The 24,663-nt window shown below is 33.2% G+C and carries 17 protein-coding genes; 4 read left to right on the forward strand and 13 right to left on the reverse strand.

Annotated features, from left to right (window positions below):
* Positions 1-482: PmbA/TldA family metallopeptidase (locus GBO31_RS17440; protein ID WP_281422470.1), on the reverse strand; the 482-nt coding region annotated here is incomplete at its 3' end.
* 29 nt (positions 483-511) lie between these two features.
* Positions 512-2,152: a TldD/PmbA family protein gene (locus GBO31_RS17445; RefSeq protein ID WP_219009709.1), complete on the reverse strand. Its 1,641-nt coding sequence runs from the start codon at positions 2,150-2,152 to the stop codon at positions 512-514.
* Between the two features lie 553 nt (positions 2,153-2,705).
* Here GBO31_RS17445 and GBO31_RS17450 point away from each other — a divergent pair.
* Positions 2,706-3,281, forward strand: a complete 576-nt coding sequence (locus tag GBO31_RS17450; protein ID WP_219009710.1) for a uracil-DNA glycosylase family protein — start codon at positions 2,706-2,708, stop codon at positions 3,279-3,281.
* 11 nt (positions 3,282-3,292) lie between these two features.
* On the opposite strand, the gene GBO31_RS17455 is transcribed toward GBO31_RS17450, so the two are convergent.
* A complete protein-coding gene (locus GBO31_RS17455; RefSeq protein WP_219009711.1) occupies positions 3,293-3,811 on the reverse strand; it encodes a DinB family protein in 519 nt (172 codons plus the stop codon).
* 441 nt (positions 3,812-4,252) lie between these two features.
* Here GBO31_RS17455 and GBO31_RS17460 point away from each other — a divergent pair, with 441 nt between their 5' ends.
* Entirely contained in the window at positions 4,253-4,474 is a 222-nt protein-coding gene (locus tag GBO31_RS17460; RefSeq protein ID WP_219009713.1) for a hypothetical protein, read from the forward strand.
* A 10-nt stretch (positions 4,475-4,484) separates the two neighbouring features.
* On the opposite strand, the gene GBO31_RS17465 is transcribed toward GBO31_RS17460, so the two are convergent.
* The 6 genes from GBO31_RS17465 to GBO31_RS17490 form a co-directional block, all read right to left on the reverse strand.
* The gene (locus tag GBO31_RS17465) at positions 4,485-6,368 is read right to left on the reverse strand and encodes a YfiR/HmsC family protein (RefSeq protein WP_219009717.1); all 1,884 of its coding nucleotides are present in this window, start codon (positions 6,366-6,368) and stop codon (positions 4,485-4,487) included.
* Positions 6,368-9,073 carry a TonB-dependent receptor gene (locus GBO31_RS17470; RefSeq protein WP_219009719.1) on the reverse strand — a complete coding sequence of 902 codons (2,706 nt, stop codon included), beginning with the start codon at positions 9,071-9,073 and terminating at the stop codon, positions 6,368-6,370. Before GBO31_RS17470 ends, GBO31_RS17465 begins: the two co-directional genes overlap by 1 nt.
* 123 nt (positions 9,074-9,196) lie before the next feature.
* On the reverse strand, positions 9,197-9,607 hold the full coding sequence (locus GBO31_RS17475; protein WP_219009721.1) for a response regulator: 411 nt from the start codon (positions 9,605-9,607) through the stop codon (positions 9,197-9,199).
* A complete protein-coding gene (locus tag GBO31_RS17480; RefSeq protein ID WP_219009722.1) occupies positions 9,573-10,025 on the reverse strand; it encodes a response regulator in 453 nt (150 codons plus the stop codon). The genes GBO31_RS17475 and GBO31_RS17480 overlap by 35 nt, the downstream gene beginning before the upstream one ends.
* A 170-nt stretch (positions 10,026-10,195) precedes the next feature.
* Entirely contained in the window at positions 10,196-10,600 is a 405-nt protein-coding gene (locus GBO31_RS17485; RefSeq protein WP_219009724.1) for a response regulator, read from the reverse strand.
* A gap of 48 nt (positions 10,601-10,648) precedes the next feature.
* Positions 10,649-11,155, reverse strand: a complete 507-nt coding sequence (locus tag GBO31_RS17490; protein ID WP_219009726.1) for a response regulator — start codon at positions 11,153-11,155, stop codon at positions 10,649-10,651.
* A gap of 179 nt (positions 11,156-11,334) precedes the next feature.
* On the opposite strand from GBO31_RS17490, the gene GBO31_RS17495 reads away from it, so the two are divergent.
* Both GBO31_RS17495 and GBO31_RS17500 read left to right on the forward strand, forming a co-directional pair.
* Positions 11,335-12,522: a hypothetical protein gene (locus GBO31_RS17495; protein ID WP_219009727.1), complete on the forward strand. Its 1,188-nt coding sequence runs from the start codon at positions 11,335-11,337 to the stop codon at positions 12,520-12,522.
* A gap of 3 nt (positions 12,523-12,525) precedes the next feature.
* The gene (locus GBO31_RS17500; protein WP_219009728.1) at positions 12,526-13,539 is read left to right on the forward strand and encodes a metal-dependent hydrolase; all 1,014 of its coding nucleotides are present in this window, start codon (positions 12,526-12,528) and stop codon (positions 13,537-13,539) included.
* Between the two features lie 56 nt (positions 13,540-13,595).
* Here the strand turns inward: GBO31_RS17500 and GBO31_RS17505 are convergent, their stop codons facing one another.
* The 4 genes from GBO31_RS17505 to GBO31_RS17520 form a co-directional block, all read right to left on the reverse strand.
* A complete protein-coding gene (locus GBO31_RS17505) occupies positions 13,596-14,096 on the reverse strand; it encodes a DUF1761 domain-containing protein (RefSeq protein WP_219009730.1) in 501 nt (166 codons plus the stop codon).
* A gap of 57 nt (positions 14,097-14,153) precedes the next feature.
* The gene (locus GBO31_RS17510) at positions 14,154-14,753 is read right to left on the reverse strand and encodes a LysE family translocator (RefSeq protein ID WP_219009731.1); all 600 of its coding nucleotides are present in this window, start codon (positions 14,751-14,753) and stop codon (positions 14,154-14,156) included.
* Between the two features lie 136 nt (positions 14,754-14,889).
* Complete coding sequence (locus GBO31_RS17515) at positions 14,890-16,074, reverse strand: cytochrome-c peroxidase (RefSeq protein ID WP_219009732.1); 1,185 nt, start codon at positions 16,072-16,074, stop codon at positions 14,890-14,892.
* A gap of 333 nt (positions 16,075-16,407) precedes the next feature.
* Positions 16,408-24,540, reverse strand: coding sequence for an immunoglobulin-like domain-containing protein (locus GBO31_RS17520; RefSeq protein WP_219009734.1), 8,133 nt, complete (start codon positions 24,538-24,540; stop codon positions 16,408-16,410).
* Positions 24,541-24,663 lie beyond the last annotated feature (123 nt).

Below are 24,663 nucleotides of genomic sequence, written 5' to 3' on the forward strand. Positions count from 1 at the left end.
CCATTAGAATTCATCATGGCACTAAAGCCAGAAGAATCATTAAAAAAACCAGCTGCTGTTACATTTTTAGCTGCTGCAGGTCCGATACTATTATTTGCTACTTCTGCACGGTAATCTGGAGTTATATCTGCTGTAGATTTTTTAAATGTAATTGATTTATCATATTCTTGAGGCCCTAAAGGTGGCATGAATTCAGGGTTCTCTGGAGAAAGTTTTGCTAGTTCTTCAGCCCGTTTCACAACTTTTTTCAAAGATTCATCATCAAATTCATCAATAGTTGCTGTACCTGATTTCTTTCCAAAATTAGATTGTACCACCAAAGTTTGATTAGATCGGTGCCCTGCTGTGGAAACTGTATTTCTAGCATAGCGGATATTACCACTTTCACTTCCGCTTAAATTTATTTCACAAGCATCTGCAGTAGAAAAGCTCAATGCTTTTTCCATAATCTGCTTTGCTTCTTCTTTTGTATATATAGCCATGATATTTTTATTTGTAGTAAGACAGTGATTTAAATTTTTCTACCTGTGTTAATCACATTGACACCATTAAAACGTGTAGTAGAACTTCCATGAGACACAGCACTTATCTGTGAAGGCTGCCCTTTACCATCAAAGAATGATCCGAACATACGATAATCATCTTTGTCACATATCTTTACACAAGAATTCCAAAATTCCTGTGTATTTGATTGATATGCTACATCATCTAACATACCAACAATTTTACCATTTTTAATTTCAAAGAATACGGTTCCTCCAAATTGGAAATTATATCGCTGTTGATCAATTGAATAAGATCCTCTACCAGCAATATAAATTCCCTTTTCTACATCTTTGATCATATCATCAATAGAATATTTCTCTTTTCCGGGTTCCAGAGAAACATTAGGCATTCTCTGAAATTGAACATCGTTCCAACTTTGAGAATAGCAACATCCATGAGACTCTTTCTGATCAATCATATGTACTTGATCTCTTATTGCCTGATAGTTGGTTAAAATACCTTTTCGTACAAGATCCCATTTTTTAGTTTTCACACCTTCATCATCATAACCTACAGCTCCAAGAGAGCCTATCTGAGTTTTATCAGCAACAAGATTTACGATATCACTTCCATATTTGAAGCTTTTTGTTTTCCACTTATCTAGCGTAGCAAAACTGGTTCCTGCATAATTAGCTTCATATCCTAATACTCTATCCAATTCGAGAGGATGTCCAACAGATTCATGAATCGTTAAACCTAAATGGTTTGGTTCTAATACCAAATCATATTTTCCAGCCTCTACGGATTTAGCAGTCAATCGTTGCTTAGCTTGCTGCGCAGCTAAAGTGGCGTCTTCTACCATATCGTAACTATTGCGATATAGATTAAGACCTTCAGGACCTTTTAATTTTTCTGATGCTAGTCCGTCCATATATTCGTATCCCATTCCCATAGGAGCACTCATGGCTTGTCTTGATTTAAACTTACCTGTGCTCTTGTCAATTGCAGTAACCGTAAATGTAGGCCAGATACGATGTACGTCTTGATCAATATAAGAACCATCTGTAGAAGCAAAATACTTCTGTTCATTAACCATAAAAAGACCTGAATTCACATAATTCGCACCATTTTTTAATGCCGCTGCATTTGCAGATAATAACAAATCTACTTTTTCGGAAACAGGAACATCTTTAAAGTCTTTTTTGATAGGTGTTTTCCAAGTTACTTCTCCATGTGATTGTACAGGAGCCAATTTCACTTCTTCCTTTTGGATTTTGGAATTTGCCTTTGCGATAGCTACTGCTTGTTCTGTTGCTTTTTTTATACCATCTTCGGTAACACTATTTGTGGAAGCAAACCCCCACGTTCCATTTACGATTACTCGTATCCCTATACCAAATGATTCGGTATTTACTACATTTTGTACTTTGTCTTCTCTAGTAAATACATATTGGTTTAAATATCTACCGATTCTAGCATCGGCGTAACGCGCTCCTAATGATTTTGCGGTATTAAGCGCTACATCTACCATTCTTTTCTTAATGGCAATATCCATTCCTGGATTAAGCAATGCCTCTGCTGGAATATCATTTCCCATAAGTAAAGAAGGCATCATTAATGCACCAGCACCTAATCCTGTGTATTGAATAAAATCTCTACGTTTCATAAACCTCTTTTTTTGATTGAGTGAATATTAAAATAAGTTTGATGAATTTTATCTTGTATCTTTTGTACAAAACATCTCTTTTACAAGAAGATATTTCTTTGATTTTGTTACAAGACTAACTTCCGTTAGCTTTAAAAGTAGAAAAATAATATCAAAAAACCATAGCTCTAAAATTGTTATCACCTAATTTAAACTCTTCAAACATCATTATCAAAACGAACAAGAATTATCACCTAAGTGTTTACTAAACAATCTATTAAAACGTTTTTTAACATTGATGATTTTTCAACAAAATACCTTTTGCATTAAGAAAAACGCATTAAAAACACGTTTACTTAAACTTTTGTTAAAATTTATAAATTTTCTTTGACAAATCCACAAAACAACGACTTAGTCCTCATAATTATAGATTTAGTCTTATAAAAACAATCTCTTTTTTAAATGTTTAATCTAAAGATAAAAACCATTTACTCCCTTTACTTATATAACATTTTGATGATCCTCATTAGAATTAAATATTTTGTAATTTCACCTTTCAAACTCAAATAATACTATGCAAAGTTTATTGTCTGATATTTCAAAATGTGATGTTTGTGCTTCTAAATTGGCTTTAGGTCCTAGGCCAGTAGTTTCTGCAAGCGTGAATAGTAAGATTGTAATTATTGGACAAGCACCTGGTAGTGTAGTTCATAAATCTGGTATTCCGTGGGATGATAAGAGTGGTCAGAACTTAAGAAGCTGGATGGGAATAGATAATGGTATTTTTTACGATCCTGAGTTAGTTGCTTTAATTCCAATGGGATTTTGCTATCCTGGAAGAGGTAAATCTGGTGATTTACCTCCCACAAAAGAGTGCGCTCCGCTATGGCACTCAAAACTGTCTGCTAAAATGCCAAAAGTACAGCTCACTTTATTAATAGGTACTTATGCTCAGAATTATTATTTAGGAGATCAACTTAAAAGAACCCTAACCGAGTCTGTAAAAAATTATAAGGAGTATTTACCTAATTATTTCGTATTGCCACATCCATCGCCAAGAAATAATATTTGGCAAGCAAAAAATGAATGGTTCAAAAGTGAGGTCATCCCAGAATTGCAAAGTACTATTCAACAAATTGTCAGATCTTAAAAATATATTAGTTAGAGATATCTTTCTTTTATAATATCGACATGCCAAATTTCATGACCTATGATTACAGAAGCTGCAGCTCTTGCAGACATACTACCACCATTAGCATTTCCAATATTTTGTAAATTACGATCAGAAAGACTTTCCAATAAAGAAATTGAATTTTCTCTACCTATTTTAAATTCATCAAGCAAAGTACTCATCGTTTTATCATTTGCCCCTGAAGGTTCTATATAGATATCTTGGTTAAAACCTGCTAAAGGAGTTTTATCCTCTCGAGCAATTCGAAAACATCGATACATGAAAATTCTTTCAGTGTCTATAAGATGTTGTAAAATCTCCTTGACACTCCATTTACCAGTATCATATCGATATTCTAGCTTATTATCAGGAATTTTTTGAAAAAAATCGACAATCAAGTTTTTTCCAATTTGAAAACCTTGATATATGTCTAATTCTGGTGATAACTTATTCATATATCTTCCATAGTATGGATCAAATTCTATTGAATTAACTTCTTTAATAATCATCTTGTTTCATTTAGTATATCCACAATGATATTACTAATTACAAGATACATTGTAGTCCAGTTTTTGAATACTCAGGATTCCAGTCTTAAAAATTACAACTGAAACTATTCTTTATAGATTCATAAACAATTTAAGGGTCTTTAATGAATATATTTTAGGTATTTCATCAAGTAGATTCATCAAAAAAAGATTAGGAAAGTAAGAAGTTTCTCATTAAATTAGATAAAGAGTTTATAATACTAATGTAATTTTCAATAAAATATGCTGTTTTATCAAAGGCAGTATTACAATCATTTATACTCTTATTAGTTTCTGTTATTTATAAGAAGATATAAATGCCTATTTTTTTTATATATTTGCGCCCAAAATGTAGGGATTAGACATTACATCTAATAAGTATATAAGTCTAAAACATTTTATTTTTATACAAAAAATTGAGTTATGGAATTAATGGAGAAAGCACGTGAGTTTGAGAACAGGAGTATGAGCAATATGTCCACTAGTGATAGAGTTGAAGCATCAAGAGAAGCTAAAGATCTTGTTTTAAGTCTTAATGAAATTTATAAGCAGAATAAAGATCCAGAAATTATGGATATGATGAAAATCATCACTGCTAAAAAACAAAAAATCGAAAAGAGACTTAAAGGAAGACCAGAAATATAGACTTGTTTGCTTACAGGTCAATTTTTATCCCAGATTTATCTAAAAGAACAGTTTTCTCTCTAGGAATAGTGAAGTAAAAGGTTGTTCCCTTTCCTTCTTCGGATTCTAACCAAATGGCTCCACCGTGAGATTCAACAATTTTCTTACAATGAGCTAATCCTATCCCAGTACCTTGATATTGTTCTCTAGAATGTAAGCGTTGAAAAATGGCAAAGATTCTATCTTGATGTTTTTTAGGGATACCAATTCCATTATCTTTTATAGAAAATTCCCAAACGTTTTGTTGTGGGTTATTCCCTTTCTCTGATTTAGAAACGACCATTATCTCAATTTCTGGAATGGTTTCTTTCTCTGTAAACTTTATACCATTACTGATCAAATTTTGGAGTAATAATCGTAATTCTATTGGATTTCCCTTTACCACTGGTAATTTTTGAGAATGAATGTTTGCTTTCGTTCTTTCTATAACATCCCTAAAATCTCCTTTAATCTCCTCCAAAATAGTTCCCATATCTATCTGTACATAATCCTTAGATCTTCCTAATCTAGAATATTCTAACAAAGAATCTATTAATTTTTTCATTCGAGTACTTGCGTCACCAATAAAATGTAAACTTTCCTTTCCTACCTCATCAAAACTATCTCCATAATCCTCTGCAATCAATCCAATAAAACTTGAAATTGTATTTAAAGGTTCTTGTAAATCGTGACTTGCGATGTAAGCGAACTGTTCTAGTTCTTTGTTTTTTGATTCCAAATCCAAAGATTGAGCATAGATTTCCCTATTCTTTTCAGCTAATGTCTTATTGAGTTTCTTTTTATTAAGATAACTTGTATACACAATCAAACTACCTATTAAAATAAGAGAGATCAACGCGATAAGATACCAATTTATAGTCTTCTGATCTTCAATCTCAGTTCGCTGTTTATCTAAAATAGTTTCTTGCTCCTTTATTTGTTCCTTTTGCTGTTCTAAATACTCTTTCTTTTCTTCAATCTCTTTCAGGCTTTTTGTAATTTTTTCTTCCTGTACTTTAATAAAAATAAGTTGCTCCTGAATATTCTTTTCTAATTCTTTTTCAATTAAAAGTTTCTCTTCATATTTTTTCTCTTGAATTTGATTTTGGTCAGCCAACTGTTGAATCCATTGATTCCGTTCTGCTATTTTTTCCTGAATAGTATCAATAGCTTTCGCCTGATTAACAATTTTTTCTTCTTGTCGTTTTATTTCATCCTCTTTGCTTTTTATTCTAGCCTTTTGTTCTTCATTTTCATTCAAAGCATTTACTAGTGACTGCTCTGTAGATTTAAATAAACCTTTCCATTTTTGTGAGGAAGTTACTGCATACTGTTTTAAGGAAGAAGCAATTACAAAACCTTCATTTTCTATTCTATCTTCATTTATTTCATATTCAAATGAGTTCCCTACGTTTACCATGTTGATCATGGAAGCATTATAAAAATAATCTTCTGATACTACGAGAATACGTTTTCCAGAGATTTTACGTAAGATATAGGCAATGTCATAATTGTATTTATTATGAACATACAATAATTGAATATCTTTTATATTTTTCACAAACTGATATCGTACTACTTCTATAGGTTTTCCAAAAATCTTTCTTTTCTGAGCTAATGCTTTCAGATCTATAACCGTGCGATCCGGTCCAAGCACTCCTATTTTAAAAGTATCTAACTGATCTATGTCTGACCATTTTATTTGTTGTGCAAAATTGTAAATAAATATAGTACGCTGAAGTCTTTTTACTTCTTCATCTCCTGAATCTTGTGCCAACAAACCCTTTGTATTTCCCAGCATAAGAAATAACATCCAGGTATAGAGCATATATTGTCTATAAAATTGACTATTTAGAAGATGATACCAGATTTTCATTATAATCGTAACAATAATCGAAGATAATAATTCGATCCATTAACTCCGAATTGTTGTACCCTTCGACTATATATAAAATTACCATCACTTGTATTAGCAGAGTGTGTATGTTCATCAGGATACACATTAAATATATTATTTCCTCCGACAGTACATTTAACATAATCATTGAATTGGTACGAAATGGCAAGATCAGTAATTAGTTTTGGTGAAAAGGTCTGATCTCGTGACTCAACGACACCTGTAAACTCATTTAGCACCCAGTTTGAGGAATCTCCATCATCAGGATGTACAAACTGTACTTCGCCAAATAAAGAATTCATCATTTGGAATCTAAATTTATTGAACTCATAAGAAACCAAAGTATTAACCTTATAATTTGGTTGTGATGATTCCACTCTAGCGATCTCTTCTCTATTGAATAAAACATCTTCTTGTCCTATTAATGATGGAGAAACTTTAATCCCTCCTTTTACTTTAGTATCGGTAACATTAGCTCCAAGAGATGCATTTAAATTTCCATTTCCAAGTGTAGTTTTATAGGTAATTGCCAGATCAGCTCCTGATGTTCTAGAATCGATTGCATTTGTAAAAAACTGTGCTGCTCCAACTCCAAAAGGTTCTAAAATTGTTTCATAACCTTCTGCAAACCTTCCAGACAATACAATTCTATCATCGATATTAATCAAATAATAATCAAAAGTGAAAGTAAATTTATCACTTAATTTCCCACTTATTCCAGCACTAAAATGTGTTGATAATTCAGGCTTTAATCGCCCGATCTGAAATGCTTCATTGGTGACTGCACTTTCATTATTAAAGGTTCCGACTTGTATACTTTCGCCATTTACAAATTGGGTACTTATGTTTTGAAAAAACACCTGATGCAATGATGGTGCTCTAAAACCTGTAGAAAAACCAGTTCTTACACTTATATTATCTTTAATGCGATAGCGTCCTGACAGTTTCCATATTGCCTGCCCTCCAAAATCATTATACGCCTCATAACGTCCTGCCGCTTTTAGTAATAATTTTTCGGATATATTGGTTTCGACGTCTAAATAGGCCGAACTATTCGTTCGGAAACGGTTTAATTCATTTTCAGGGCGAAAACCTGGAAATACTTGTGCCCCAACCGCTCGTGGAAGTTCCTGACCTGAAGTATCAAAATAAGTACTTCCTCCATCAATATAGGAGGCTTCTTCTCCAGCAATTATTTGATAATTTTCTACTCTTAGCTCGGCACCAAAAGCTATATTAACACCGCTTAACCAATCAAAAGATTTAGATAAATCCAGATTAGTTGTATTCTGTTGATATTCAAATCCACCGGCATAAAATGTTCTTGGAGAAGCGACTCCAAGAGATGCATTATTAGAATTATTTACGGTATAATCCAAATGGTTGATTCCTATAGAGTGGCTAAAATCTACATTCCATTCATTTTTAACGCCTCTAATCCCAGCGGCTACCACATCATCCTGGATATCTGTTAATATTTGAGGAGAAAAACCATTCGGAAATAGTTCTGGCACTACCCTATCTTGATCTTTTGGAAAACGATAAAATCCAGCAGACATGCCTTCTCTATAGTTACGGCCTCCTTGTAAATAAAAGGTAGCATTATTAGACATTTTAATCTCTCCATTGACTCCTAAAGCTAAATTTTGCGTTTCCGCACTTCCTATTTGCATTACTCTACGTCCAGAATATCCAGTTTGATCAAAGAAATTATTTTCCAGAATTAATCTTTCATCTTCAACTAAATCATCCGTATATACTGTTCCGGTATAATCACCAGCTCTATTTACAGATTCTCTGTTTCTGTATTCTGCAGTTACGTTTACAAATCCTTCCTTACCAATTTTTAATCCAAAATTAGCAGAAGAATATGTTGTAAAACCATCTCCTTCTGTTGTAATACCAACACGATTATCTACCTGTATTACTTCCGTTTGCTTTTTAAGAATTATATTAATAACTCCGGCAATCGCATCAGAACCGTATTGTGATGTTGCACCATCTCTTAAAATTTCAATACGCTCAATTGCAGCAATCGGTATTGCATTAAAATCTGTTCCTACGGTACCTCTACCCACGGTACCATTCACATTAAGTAATGAACTATTGTGCCTACGTTTTCCATTAATCAATACCAAAACTTGATCAGGACCTAATCCCCTTAATGTTGCAGGATCAATGTGATCTGTACCATCTGCTATTGTTTGATGTGTAGAATGAAAAGATGGTACTAAATAATGTAAAATATGACTTAACTCAATCTGAGAAGCGTTCGTAATCTCTTGCGGTGAAATTATATCTACCGGAGCTGTAGTTTTTAATAATGATCTAGGTTGCGCTCTAGAGCCAACTGCAATTGGTTGATCTATGGAGAATCCAGTTTCTAAGACAAAATTTACTTCAACAGTTTCTCCTACATTGACTACAACAGTTTTTGAAATTGAATTATACATCACAAATGCTGCTGTCAGCACATATTCTCCTTCATCTACATCAAAGGAATAATTACCGTTTACATCTGTAGTGGTTATTTGATTCGTTCCTTCTATACTAACTTTTGCTCCTGGTAAACTACCAAACTGATCCGAAACACTACCAGAGATTTTTGCTCTTGTTTGGGATTGTAGGATTTGAGTGAAACAAAAAAAGAAACAGATACAGGCTACCAACTGTAATCTGACCATAAGGGGTGATTTTAGTTTATTTCCTATTTTAGATTGTATTTGCGCTTATTTATTGGTGAAAGATAACTAATAAAAAATTAAAAGATCCTATATTTTTTTCCTTCAAGGCGCAAAAAAGTTCATTTATTCCACCAAAAATGTCTCTTTATCAAAATGATCTCTCATAATATCATCCATAACTATTCTGGAAAGCATTTTGCCCTGAAATTCTTTAATCTGAGGAATTGATTGCGCATAAGCTTTATCTTTATCAGGTAATGGAGCTCCAATCATCAATATAATTTTAGTGTTTTTAGAGGTCTCATTTAACTTTTGAAACTCTTCTAGAAACTCCCAACCATCCATGACAGGCATATTAATATCCAAAAAAATAAGCTCTGGAATCGTTCCAGATTTTAGAATATCAAGTGCCTCTAAGCCATTTTTAGCTATTATCATTTCATCGACATAACCAGATTTAGAAAGTATTATTTTATTAAAAAAAACTGTAGATTCGCTATCATCTACTAAAAGGACTTTTGTTAAGGTCTTCATATACATGGGGTTTAAAAAAATGTTTTTCTAATACACTATTTAAGGTAGGGAATGATAAAGGCTTATTAACAAGGTCTTTGACTAAAATATTGGTTTTTGAATTTTCAATGTCTTTACTATCAGAAGATGTAGTTAGAATTATAATGGTAATATCATTGGTAATGTCTTGGCTTAATTTGGCATACTCATCTAGAAATTCCCATCCATTCATTGCAGGCATGTTCAGATCTAAAAAAATTAAGGTGGGTTTTAACGCCGTTCCTTTTCCAACTTCTTCTAAATATTCTAAAGCTGCTTTTCCGCTTTGTTTCACATGTATATTAGTAAAACTATGATGTTTGGATAAAATAGTACTATTAAAAAAATTAGTGGGCTTATCATCATCAATTAGTAAAATGCAATCTATTAAAGTATCCATTAATATATTCTTTGTTGGTTCGGTACAAATAAAATATATATGTATACTATAGTAGAATTAGTAGATCCAATTAATTCTCACTTTAAGGATAAAAGGCTATAAATTTCGATAAAATACACCTTACTACTTAAAATTCTTATCCACGTTGAATACTACGAGTTGCTTTGTAGTTATGCAGGCAAGTATTCCTTGAAATATGTAGAGATAATTTCTAGTAAAATTGGTTTGGTTAACATCTTCTCTCTGAATCCTATAACTTGTGAAAAAGATGCAAGTTTTTGTTCATCTTCCTTGTTTAATTTTGCTCCAAGCATTACCATAATTTTTGAATCCTGAAACTGATTTGAAGCTTGATGATACGTTTCTAAAAACTCCCACCCATTCATTACTGGCATATTTAGGTCTAAGAAAATTACTTCAGGTATAACACCTGAATGAATAGTCTCTAATGCCTCTTTTCCATTAGTAACCGCTATAACTTCTTCTACTAAATCAGTCTTTAAAATAACTGTTTTATTAAAAAAGTTTGTTGCTTTACTATCATCAACTAAAAGAAATCGTTTTAACTTCTTCATAATCCCCTAAAAATGTTTCAAAATAGTAATTTATACTATTTTTAATAATCAAACGACGTTTTTAGAAAAATGTTTTTCAATAACATCATCCAACAAATCTAACGATAGTGGTTTATTAATAAAATCATCTACAGAATGATTTTTGATAGATTGATTTACATCATCAGGATTCGATGATGTAGATAATAAGATAACTTTAATACCATCGGTGATGCTTTTCTTTAATTTTGCAAACTCTACTAAAAATTCCCATCCATTCATTGCCGGCATATTAATATCCAGAAAGATTAGATCGGGTTTTATAGCTTGTTTATTTTCCACATTAGCAAGATACTGTAGCGCAGCTTCCCCACTCTGCACTGTGTTCACATTATCAAAACTATTGTGCCTAGTCACTACTCTCTCGTTAAAGAAGTTAATGGCCTTATCATCATCGATTAAGAGCACACAAGTGATTGATTTCCCCATAAGACTTTTCCAATTACATTCAAAAGAAATAAACTTATTTGACATATGCACCATAAAATCAGACTTTTCGAAGCAGTTTTCGTCCAAAAACATCATTTAAACGACAAAATAACTTCAAATGTTTTTCCGTAAGTAATTTACGGTAACAAAGCAGAGAAAAAACATCTTTATTTAAAATTGAGAATGGTTTAACAAACTGCTAATAAAATTAAATGTAACTTTGAATGAGTTTGGGGCTTTATACCAAAAATATTTGTAAGGGATATATGCTTGATAAAATAAAAAATAGGTGCAAAGGCACTTCACTACAGTATTCGATATTTACTAGTACTATAGATATTCCAGTGAATGATTGGAATGCTATCAATACAAAAAACAACCTTTTTCTTACATTAGATTATCTTTACACTTTAGAAAAAACTTTATCCAAAACTATCGGATTTAGATATATCTTATTTTATAGAAAAAACGAACCGGTTGGTATTGCCGTAAATCAATTAATAAAGTTCAATACTCAAGATCTAAAATTCCAAGAGTTTCCTTGTCGAGTAAGTGATACCATTAAAAATACCATAATGAGAAGTATGGATGTCAAGGTATTGATCTGTGGTAATCTATTTTCTTGTGGAGAACATGGATTTATTTATTCTAATAAAATTACAGCTAAGGAAGCTTTTGAAAATTTATCAGACGCTTTGAGAGAAATTCGAAAAACGGAAAAATCTGATAAACCATCATTCATTTTATTGAAAGAATTCTGGCCATCTTCATTTGCTAAAAGTGATTATATCAAAAAACAAGATTTTAGAGAGTTCAGTATTGATGTCAATATGGTGCTAGAAATTCATGATAATTGGGAAACTTTTGATGATTATCTGAGTAGTATGAAAACTAAATTTCGAACAAGAACTAAAAAGTCTTTTAAAAAATCTGAAGAACTAATTATTAAAGATTTGAACGCTGAAGAAATAGATGATTATAAAAACACAATAGATACTTTATATCTTTCTGTAATTGACAAAGCTGATTTTAAAATTGGAAAACTAGACGCAAGAACTTTTAAAAATTTAAAAGAAACGCTTAAAGATTCATTTGTTTTCAAAGGGTATTTCTTAAAAGACATACTCGTTGGTTTTACTAGTGCCTTTGTTCTAAAAGATGCAGTTGAGGCTAATCATATCGGAATTGACTATTCTTTTAATAAATCTCATAGCATTTACCAACGAATGTTGTATGAATATGTTGATCTGGCAATTAGCAGAAGAGTTAGAGAACTAAGATTAGGACGAACCGCTGAAATTATTAAAAGTAGTGTTGGTGCTAAACCTGTAGAAATGAAGTTATATGCACGTCATGGAAATTCTATTTCTAATCAGCTTATTAAACCATTAATAGAATTAATTTCTCCTAGTGAGTATGAAATTCGTAATCCTTTTAAGCTTCAATTAGGCTAATTTATGGATTCTTTAACCCAAATTGTATTAGGGGCAGCTGTTGGTGAAGCTGCTATTGGTAAAAAAGTTGGTAACAAAGCGATGTTATGGGGTGCCATTGCGGGAACAATTCCTGATTTAGATGTAATAGCCAAATGGTTTTTTGATCCTGTAACCGCTAATGAATTACATAGAGGTTTTTCTCATTCTGTGTTATTCAGTATTATAATGTCTCCTATTTTTGGTTGGTTAATCAGTAAAATTTATAAGAATAAAGAAGCGGATTGGAAAGATTGGACAAAACTCATGTTTTTGGGACTTTTTACCCATCCCATTTTAGATGCTTTTACTACTTGGGGAACCCAATTATTCTGGCCATTTGGTAACAGATTAGCTTTTAATAATATTTTTGTAGTTGATCCGCTATATACAGTTCCTTTTCTCATATTTGTAATCATTGCAATGTTTTACAAACGTACGAATCCTACAAGGCGGAAAATTAATAACCTTGGTCTATACATAAGCTCAACCTATCTTATAATAACCGTTTTTCTTCAAAAAGGAGCTAGCTTAAATTTTGTTACTAATTTGGATAATCAACATATTCAATATCAAGATATACAAACTCGTCCTACACCACTTAATAGTATTCTATGGACCGCCAATATAAAAACAGATGATTCCTTTCTTATAGGTTACTATTCTTATCTCGATGAAGCTGATGTAATTGATTTTTTAGAGTTCCCTCAAAACCACCATTTATTAGGTAAAATGAAAGATGATCCTTTGATTCAAAGATTAGTAAATCTTTCTCACGGTTGGTATACTATAGAAAAAAATCAGGATAAAATTTATTTTAACGATCTTCGATTTGGATTATTAGGCTTAGGAAAAAGTGCTAAACGGTTTGTCTTTAGTTATGAGTTGTTTTATGATGAAAATGGAAATTTACAGGCGAAAGAACGGGAACGAAATATGAAAGATGCAGGTCCTATTTTAGACAAATTATTTTCAAGAGTGCTTGGAAACAAATCATAAAAAAAAGAGATCGCTATTTGATCTCTTTTTTTTATGATTTTATTTATACGTTTACATTAAGCAAACTGACAAATTACACCACCCATTAATGCCAAGCAAACTATCCAATAACCTACATTAATTGCAATATATTTAAACCCTTTTCTTTCAAACATCGCATTAGTTCCCATTACTGGCAGTACCACCAATAATCCTATCATAGCACCATGTAATGCACCATGTTTAAATGATCTGAAGTTATCTCCATGTTCTGCCATAAAATCCTGCGCATATTTGTAAGTTTCAGTACCTTCAACCAATACATCTGGATTTTCTAACAATACTTGATAAACACCAAACTGATGGATCACATAAGTCTGTGCAAATGATGCTAAAAGAAAACTGAGCACATAGCTAAGAATAAAAATCATAGCCATATTACCTTCTTTAAGATCCTCTTCTGTAAAACCACAAACATTCATCCAAGCGGTACCAAACACTTTTGGATTGTACCATATAAATCCTAATACCATGGGGATAAGCGCAGCAAGTGCTGAAATCAAAAAATTAAATTCCATATTGGTTTGTTTTTAAAGTTGTTACTCAAATATAGCGAAAATCCCTGGTATGCTATTTTACCATACTAAATACAACAATCGCATTGAAAAGGCTAAAAGAAGAATACCAGTGATCCGGAAAAATACTTTTAACCTATGTATTGTAATAAACTTCTTGAGTTTATCAGAGAGAAATACTTTTAATAAATCTGTTGTTAATATCCCGATAATGACAGCTATTAGAAATATGCTTAATGTAAGAGGTTCTGTATATTTCTGTGTTCCATACTTATAAACTCCGATCCAAACGACAAAAACAAAAGGATTGAAAAAATTAACACTAAACCCTTTTATAAAAAAGGTACTCCATTCTTTTTTATTAATAGTGATGTCTTCAATAATGAGAGGTTTTTTAAAAAGATAGTTGAGTCCTAATACCAAAAGAATACCACTACCAATGATTCCTATCCAAAACTGATTCTGATATACAATCATAAACTTGGATAAACCATAATAGCATAAAACCACACAAGCGATATCGCTTACAATAATACCCAAAGCAACAGATACTCCAGCTCTTATTCCATATTGCAAGCTACTATTTAGTAACAAAAAGAATACAGGGCCAACGAAAATGATCATTCCTAAACCAATAAAAAAGCCTTCTATAAATGACATATCTACGATTGTTGCGTAGCAAATATAGTTTTATAAATATGCTTTTTAATTTAAATGTATAGAATTCCTATTATGAAAAAACCACCTTGTTGGAATAAGATGGTTTTGAGTAACTACTTCATCTGTTTTTATTAGTTTATAAAAAAGGATCGCTCCATTTTGTATCTGTATACATATTTGATCCTGATAATGTTTTTAGAAAAGCTTCTAGTGCTAACATTTCTTCATCAGTAAGGTTTAAATTTTGACCATTTCCTCCTGCTCCTCCTCTTAGACGATTATCTAAATTAGTATTTCCTGTAGCATCGATATCATTATAGTGTAAAATTGCATCCATAATTGTTGGGATACTAGCATCATGCATCAATGCACCATTCATAGTCCCATTTGCATTCATGATATCTCGTAATGAAGGAGATCGTGTAATCGTGAAATCAGAATCATTCATAAGTCCAAAGACACCAGTAACTCCATTATTTAAACTTTCGGGATCAATAGAAAACTCAGGTGCCTGATGACAAGTAATACATCCTGCACCACCTTGATTGGGTGGTTGCATAAAAATATTTTTTCCTAGATTTTCTTGATCTGTGAAGTTTGGAAAGTCGACATTATTATTTGCTACTACTGCCCTACCATCATCATATTTCGAATCAAAAGATTGTATACTACGAATGAATTGCGCCAAACATTCCTGAAGCCTCTCTTCAGTAATAATGGTATTTCCATAAGCGAACTGAAAAAGTTCTTGATAATACGACAACTGTTCTAGTTTGTTTAGGAGATCTGTCATGGATGGGTCTCCATTTTCACCACTAAATCCCATTTCTGCATGGTCTTGAATTGGTTGTGTGGTTTGTTCTTCCAAGGTGCTTGCTCTTTCATCCCAAAAGAAACGAACTTCATCAGAAAACCTAGCATTTACCAATCGCATACTGTGTCTTCCTGTAGTTCCGTTAACTCCTGTACTCACATCTGAACCATCACTAAATGCAAATGCCTGTTGATGACAACTAGAACAAGAAATTGTGTTATCAGAAGATAGATTCTTATCATAGAATAATATCCTTCCTAATGTTGCCTTTTCATCAGTTATAGCATTTCCATTAGTGTTATCTCTTGTTATATAATTGGGAATATTTTGTGCTGCGTAATTTGCAAGATTATTCAAATCTATATTTTGACCAAAAGTGGCTTGAAGGGTTTCAGAAATTTCTTCATTATTTTGATCTTCATCAATTTCCACATAGTTATTTTCTTCATTGGAACATGCTACTAATATGAAAATACATAGTAGCAAAAGTAGGTTTGTTACTTTCATTATTTTGGGATTTGAGGGTTGTTTATAAATTATTAGACTTTCTAAATCTAAAAAGGTTTAATCATATATATCTTTCTATTATAAATGGATTTTAAATTTTCATTCTCAAATATATTTTAATTATCCAAAAATGTAAACTTTTATAGGGGTACAAAAAGGGGTACAACTCCAAAAAAAATCATTCCACCATTGATTTTAAACGAATTACAATCTATTTATAAAGCATGTACATATAAAAACCATCCGCCTAAGACGGATGGTTTTACCTATGGCAAAGAAACTTACGACCCCTTAACTTCGTGAAACTTCTTTTGCGCAAGAATGATTCTTTTATTAATTCTTCATTAATCGCGTAGTTTGTAATGTACCTTCTTGTTCTATGGTGATCAAATACACTCCTTCTGATAAATCTGTGGTTGAAACTGCTTGGTCATTCATAACTTTTATCGTTCGTAATACACGACCATTGATGTCGAACAATGTTAATTGTGCTTCTCCAGATAATCCTGTAATCCAAAACTGATCTATCGCTGGATTTGGATATACGGTGAAGATATTCTCTTCATTTTCTTCTACACTTAGTACATCAGAAACTGTAATTGTAAAACTGATTGTTTCTACATTCGAATGATCATCTGTTGCCGTTAGTGTGATTACATGATCACCTGCTCCTAATAAAGTGCCTGCTACTGGGTTTTGAGTAATCGTTGTTGCTAAAGCACTTCTACTGGTATCACAATTATCTGTAACTACTACTCCACTTGTGAAATCTGGTAATGTATACATATCACCCGTATCGAAAGGAACATTCATATCGGTTGGCACTGTAGCCATATCAAACTCTGGAGCTATGGTATCTTCGACCGTAACGGTAGCCATACACATATCACTATTTCCATCAGTATCGGTTACCGTTAATACAACTATATTGTCTCCAATATTCGTACAATCAAAATCTGTAATATCTAAAGCAAGCGATACCATGCCTGAAAGATCTGAAGAACCGTTATCAATCATTTCCGCTGTAATACTAACATTTCCAGAATCATCTAACTGTACGGTTATATTTTGACACACTGCTATTGGATTCGTGGTGTCCACTACATTTACAGTACGAGTCACTTGAACAGCGGCATTCCCAGAAGCATCTGTAGCATCATAATAAATCGTATAACTACCTATTACATCCATGAATTCTGAAGTATCAATACTTACTGTAGATCCATCATCTGTTGTGGCTCCTAACTCAGAATATCCGTCTCCTAATGCTATGGTTTGCGGATTTGCTCCATTTAAAGTGATTACTGGTGCGGTAGTATCCACTACATTAACCGTACGAGTTACCTGAATTGCAGCATTTCCAGAAGCATCGGTAGCATCATAATAAATCGTATAACTGCCTATCGCATCCATAAATTCTGATGTATTAATACTTACAGAAGACCCATCATCTGTGGTGGCTCCTAACTCAGAATATCCAGAACCTAGTTCTATAGTTTGTGGATTTGCTCCGTTTAAGGTGATTACTGGCGCTGTGGTATCAACTACGTTCACTGTACGAGTTACCTGAACCGCGTCATTACCCGAAGCATCTGTTGCGTCATAATAAATTGTATAACTACCTACTGCATCCATAAATTCTGAAGTATCAATACTCACAGCAGCCCCATCATCTGTCGTTGCTCCTAACTCAGAATATCCAACTCCTAATTCAATGACTTGAGGGTTATCTCCTATTAAAGTAATAACTGGCGCGATGGTATCCACTACATTCACGATACGAGTTACTTGAACCGCAGCATTACCTGCAGCATCTGTAGCATTATAATAAATCGTATAACTACCTACTGCATCCATGAATTCTGAAGTATCAATACTTACCGAGGATCCATCATTTGTGGTTGCTCCTAATTCAGTATATCCAGCTCCTAATTCTATAGTTTGAGGATTTGCTCCGTTTAAAGTGATTATTGGTGCATCGGTATCTACTACATTTACCGTACGAGTCACTTGAATTGCAGCATTTCCAGAAGCATCGGTAGCATCATAATAAATCGTATAACTACCTACTGCATCCATGAATTCTGAAGTATCAATACTAACTGAAGATCCATCATCAGTGGTTGCTCCTAACTCAGTATATCCAGCTCCCAATGCTATAATTTGTGGATTTGATCCGTTTAAAGTGATTACTGGTGCGGTGGTGTCTACTACATTCACCGTACGAGTCACTTGAACCGCAGTATTACCAGAAGCATCTGTAGCATCATAATAAATGGTATAACTACCTATTGTATCCATAAATTCTGATGTATCAATACTCACTGAAGATCCATCATCTGTTGTTGCCCCTAACTCAGTATATCCAGCACCTAATTCTATAGTTTGTGGATTTGCTCCAGTTAATGTGATTACTGGTGCGGTGGTATCTACTACATTCACCGTACGAGTAACTTGAACCGCAGCATTGCCAGAAGCATCGGTAGCATCATAATAAATGGTATAACTACCTATTGCATCCATAAATTCTGAAGTATCAATACTCACTGAAGATCCATCATCAGTAGTAGCTCCTAACTCAGTATATCCAGCGCCTAATTCTATAGTCTGTGGATTATCACCATCCAAAGTAATTACCGGTACAGTAGTATCTACTACATTCACGGTACGAGTTACTTGAACTGCGTCATTGCCAGAAGCATCGGTAGCATCATAATAAACCGTATAACTACCCACCGCATCCATGAATTCTGAAGTATCAATACTCACTGAAGATCCATCATCTGTCGTTGCTCCTAACTCAGTATACCCAGCTCCTAATTCTATAGTCTGTGGATTATCACCATCCAAAGTAATTACTGGTGCCGTAGTATCTACTACATTCACGGTACGAGTTACTTGAACTGCGTCATTACCAGAAGCATCAGTAGCATCATAATAAACCGTATAACTACCCACCGCATCCATGAATTCTGAAGTATCAATATTTACTGAAGTACCGTCATCAGTGGTAGCTCCTAATTCAGTATATCCAGCTCCTAACTCTATAATCTGTGGATTATCACCATCCAAAGTAATTACTGGTGCAGTAGTATCTACTACATTTACCGTACGAGTTACTTGAACTGCGTCATTACCAGCAGCATCGGTAGCATCATAATAAATCGTATAACTACCTACTGCGTCCATAAATTCTGAAGTATCAATACTTATTGAAGATCCATCATCTGTGGTAGCTCCTAATTCAGTATATCCAGCTCCTAATTCTATAGTTTGTGGATTATCACCATCTAAAGTAATTACTGGTGCTGTGGTATCTACTACATTCACCGTACGAGTTACTTGAACTGCGGCATTACCGGAAGTATCTGTTGCATCATAATAGATCGTATAACTTCCTACTGCATCCATGAATTCAGAAGTATCAATACTTATTGAAGATCCATCATCTGTGGTAGCTCCTAATTCAGTATATCCAGCTCCCAATTCTATAGTTTGCGGATTATCACCATCCAAAGTAATTATAGGTGCAGTTATATCTACTACATTAACTGTTCTAATTACCTCAACTGCATTATTTCCTGAAACACCAGTAGCATTATACGTAATACTATAGCTTCCTAAAGCATCTACAAAAGCACTTGTATCAATGGTAACATCAGATCCGTCATTTACTGTAGCTCCTAATTCTGTATATCCGCTTCCTAATTCAATTTCCTGTGGATTATCACCAATTAGCGTAATTACAGGGGTATCACAATTATCAATAATATCTTGAACACTATCCCAATTTGTAGGGTTTGTACCTGTGAAGGTAAGCGTTGAACTTCCGTTACCATTATGTACATAATTGAACAAACCGCATAATCCAGTAGTATTCGCTTGATTCTGAATAATTAAATTATTCGCAACATTTTGTAAACTAAATAAATCAATAGTTAATAATGCATTGTTATTTCTAATTGTAGAATCTGAACTTGTTAATTGTGTAACATTTTGTAATGCACTTATATCGGCAAGACTTCCATTAAAACTAATACTTAATCTTCCTATAGAAGTTAAGGATTCTAAGAAAGAATTATCGAATGATGTGATTAATTCATTTTCAGAAATAGTTAAGGAATTTATAGAAGTAATTGATAGCTTAGGAAATCCTTCTAGGTTAGTAAGTAAATCACAATCATTTAAGCTGAAACTTCCTAAGGTTGTTAATTCATCAACTCCCTGAAGATTACTCAAATTAACCATATCTCTTATTAAAAGCTGACCACCAATACTTGTTACATTTTGTAGGAAACTCAAACTGCTTATTGCTAAATCATCAATACTAAAATTACCACTAACCGTTAACAAAGACGTTATATCTATTGTAGTTAGTTGTGTACAATTATCAATTTCAACATTATTACTAACACTTGTTAATTTTGGAATACTTAATGTAGTTAAAGCATTACAACCAGCAATAGAAAGACGACCTGTAATAGTTAGTAATTCTGGAACATCTATAGATTGTAAACCATTCATATCAGCAATTAGTAAATTCCCAGTACTTTCCAGAAGTGGTAAACTAAGGCTAGTCATTCCTCCTCCATTATTATTTATTCTAAATTCACCACTTATTTGGGTTAATTTTGGAACCAAAATGGAGCTTAGTGAACTATTAAATGTTATAGAAAACTGTGAACTCATTGTTTGTAATTCATCAAAAGCAATAGTAGATAAACTAGCACTATTTGTAATTGTTATTCTAGAAATAGAAGAGATTTGATCGAAAATTGAGATGTCTGTTAATTGATCTAAATTATTTACTTCAAAGCTACCTCCAAGGCTTGTAATATTAGAAAAAGAAGCTATTGAAGTAGTATTTGTCATGTTTTTTAAGGTGAAATCTCCTCCTATAGTTGTTAATGCATTAAACCCGGAAAGATCATCAACAATATTTCCTTCCATATAAAAATCTCCAGAAATAATATGCACATTTGAAAAGCCTGATAAATCAGTTATCGTACCGTTAATAGTAAGATCTCCTTCTATAATTCCGCAAGAACCTAAAGTATTGGTTACATAATTATCAACTTCTGTTTGGTTTGTTAACGTAACATTTCCAGCAACTACACAGTCACAAGAACCAGCTATTCCATTAGCTGTTGCATCAATCCAGTTACTTGTACTTCCATCAAGTGCAAAGTTTGATAGTGTACCATTGGTATTATTTCCAGAACTATCATTTAAAGTCGTTTCGGAGCTATTATTTTGTTCCGTAATTCCTTGATTAAAATTATAACTTAACAGTAAATCAGCCTGTGCCATATCTGCACTACAGCTATTGCGAGCTCCCACTTCAAATGCCGTCAATGTTTTTGTCCAAACACGAAGTTCATCAAGCTGTCCTTGAAAATATCCAGCTGCATCTCCCGTAGGAGTATCTGAAGCAGCATATCCAATTTGTATGTCTTCTGAACTAGACGCAACCGTTGCCGTACCATTCCATCCTGTTGAATGAACACTTGCTCCATCTATATAACATCTTGCATTTCCAGAATCTAGGGTTATAGCTACATGGTGCCAGTTTCCATCGGCTACATAGGTAGCTCCATTTAACAGTCTTGTTGTATAGTTTGATGCGCTAGCATAATAATAAAATTCTATTCTTCCACCATCAAGATTAATACGCCAACCGTTGTTACCATCTGGTGTAAACTTATTAATTATAGCACCATTGCCATCTGTTGTTTTTATCCAAAAGTCTACAGAAAAGTTTAAGTTGTTCTGCGATACGTTATGTGGAACTGTAATAAAATCATCTGTTCCGTCAAAATCAAGTCCAGTACCTGGTCCAGCTCCATATCCTTGAATGGTAAAGGTATAAACCGGTTCATCACAATCATTACTATTCACTGTGACGATTGCTGTTTTCGTTCCACCAGATGTAGGATTAAAAGAGAACCTTAAAGTTGCCCCTTGTCCAGGTAAAATAGGATTATTACTAGGATTTTGTGTTAATGTAAAATCACTTGTATCTCCAGATAAAGTCACACTATCTACTAGTAAATTTCCTGTACCATTGGTATTCACAACAAAAAAGGTCATATCTTTTGCATTTCCAACAACTACAGTCCCTGCATCTGTATTATCACTAGTATTAGGAGTGTCGTCTCCTGAAGGTATATCGATTAATTCTCCTTGAACACTTATTTCCGGGATAGCAACAGAACATGTTCCTGAAATACCATTAGCTGTAGTATCTACCCAGTTAGAAGTACTACCTGTTAATGCAAAATTCATTAAACTTCCATCAAAACTATTAGATGAATCATCACCTGCAGTAATTGCGCTAGCATTGTTAGCATCTACATTTCCTTCGTTTAATTGGTAATAGGCTACCAATCCCGATTCATTTCCTGCCAATTCACAACTTTGTTGGGCTGTAATCTCATCTAAGCATAGTGTTCTAGACCAATAACGGACTTCGTCTATATCTCCATTAAAATAAACGTTATTAAACGTAGAATACCCTATATAAAGTGACTCTGTGTTTGTTGGGGCATCTGGAATATTACTAAAGGTAATTTCATTATCTAGTACTCCATCTATATAAAATATTAGCTTACCATCACCAAATGCTAATGCAACATGATGCCAATTACCATCATTAAGCCCAGAAGTACTAGATGAACTAGTTGTTTCACTATTTGGTACTGCATACTCAAATTGTAGTCTTCCAGAACTATTTAAGTACATACAGAACCCATTAATGTCTGTTGTATCATACTTACATAAAATACCTTGTCCTGCTGCTGCTGCTGCTGCTGTTGCTTTAAAGTATGCTTCTATGGTAAATGTATTTGTATTGAATGTACTATTATGATTAACACTAATATGATCATCCACTCCATCGAAACTTAATCCAGTTGCAGGGATAATACCCGTTCCTTCTATAGCAAATGTAAAAGTAGCATCATCACAATCATCGTTTAAAATTCGTACGGTAGCAGTTTTTGTTCCAATAGAGGATGGAGTAAAAAGAATACGTAAATTTTCTGAAGCTCCAGAAGCAACAGTTGTTGGCGATTCTATAATCGTAAAATCAGATGCTCCATCAATTATAATATTAGAAACGTTTAGTGTGCCATTACCTGTATTACTAATCGTATAATCTGCGGGTTCAGCTTGTCCCAATGGTACGTTTCCAAAAGAAGTATTATTTGGTGTAACTGTATCAGTACTTCCATTTGGTATTGTATTGCTATTAGAAGTAATTCCTATAATAGGTTCTGTGTATGTAGCACAAGTTCCAGTAACACCATTTGCAGTGGCATCTATCCAATTCGATGATGTACCTGTTAAACCAAAATTATTTAGCCTTCCTTCTGGTGGTATACCTGAAGAAATGGTATGATTGTATCTTAAGACATCAAACATGGGGAAATTATTCCCATTTACTTCTCCATTATTAAAATTATAATAAGCAAGTAAATTATCTTCATCTCCAACTAATTCACAACTAAATTGATTTGTAATTCTACAACTAGAAATTTCTGTTTCCCATACTCTTAACTCATCTAAAGCTCCTTTATAATATGCTCCACCGCCACTTGTAGCTCCAATAGTTAAGTTATTACTACTAGTATCTACAATCGTATCAGAAAGCTCTAAAGAAGTATCTAACACGCCATCAATGTACATGATGTAACGAGTACCATTGTAAACAATTACCAAATGACGCCATTGATCATTTACAATTGCAGAGCTCGTTAACGTATTAATTCCACCAGCCGTAAAAAAACTAAAATTTAGCTGCATTGAAGTATCAATACGTAAATTATAACCTGAATTTGCGCTTTGATTATCCAGTATAAAATGTTCTCCAGTTCCTGAAATATCAGGTTTTATCCAAAGTTCAATAGAGAAACTTCCATTTAAACTATAGTTTCCATTATCAAATGTAATATTGTCATCTACACCATCAAAATCTAATCCTGTACCACCTTCAAAAGCTGTTCCTTGTATCGCAAATGTATAAGTTCCGTTAGTAGGATCATCACTAATAATCGTTACTATTGCGTTTTTTACTCCAGCAGATTGTGGCGTAAAACTTATTTCAATAGATTCTGATGTTCCACTTAATACCGTAACTGGCCACATATCGTTAAGTACAAAATCAGAGGCATCAGTTCCAGTAATTGTAATATTTGAAATATTCAAATCACTCGTGCCACCATTCTGGATTGTAAAAGGTGTCATAAAAGAGTTACCTGTTCCGGTTTCAAGATACACCGTTCCATCAAGCATATCAGGAGTCATATCTCCATTAGAAATGACCGTCATCATATCAGGACCAGTAACACTAATCTGTGGAGTGAATAATGCTGAGGAGGATTTAAAAGGTATTTTGGCATATAATTCAAAAGAGGTAAATCCTACAGCATGAATGAGCACAAAAAACAAGGGTAGCATTTTTTTCATAAGGGGTTTATTTAGGTTAAAGTTTTGTTAACGAAATAAAGTGCAATGGTACAACTCTGTTTTTGGATTTTTACTTTTTTTGTGGTTACAAAAAGTTTCATCCCTTTATTTACAGCACTTCCG

This window comes from Aquimarina litoralis (assembly GCF_019295435.1).
In the GTDB taxonomy this organism is placed as follows: domain Bacteria; phylum Bacteroidota; class Bacteroidia; order Flavobacteriales; family Flavobacteriaceae; genus Aquimarina; species Aquimarina litoralis_A.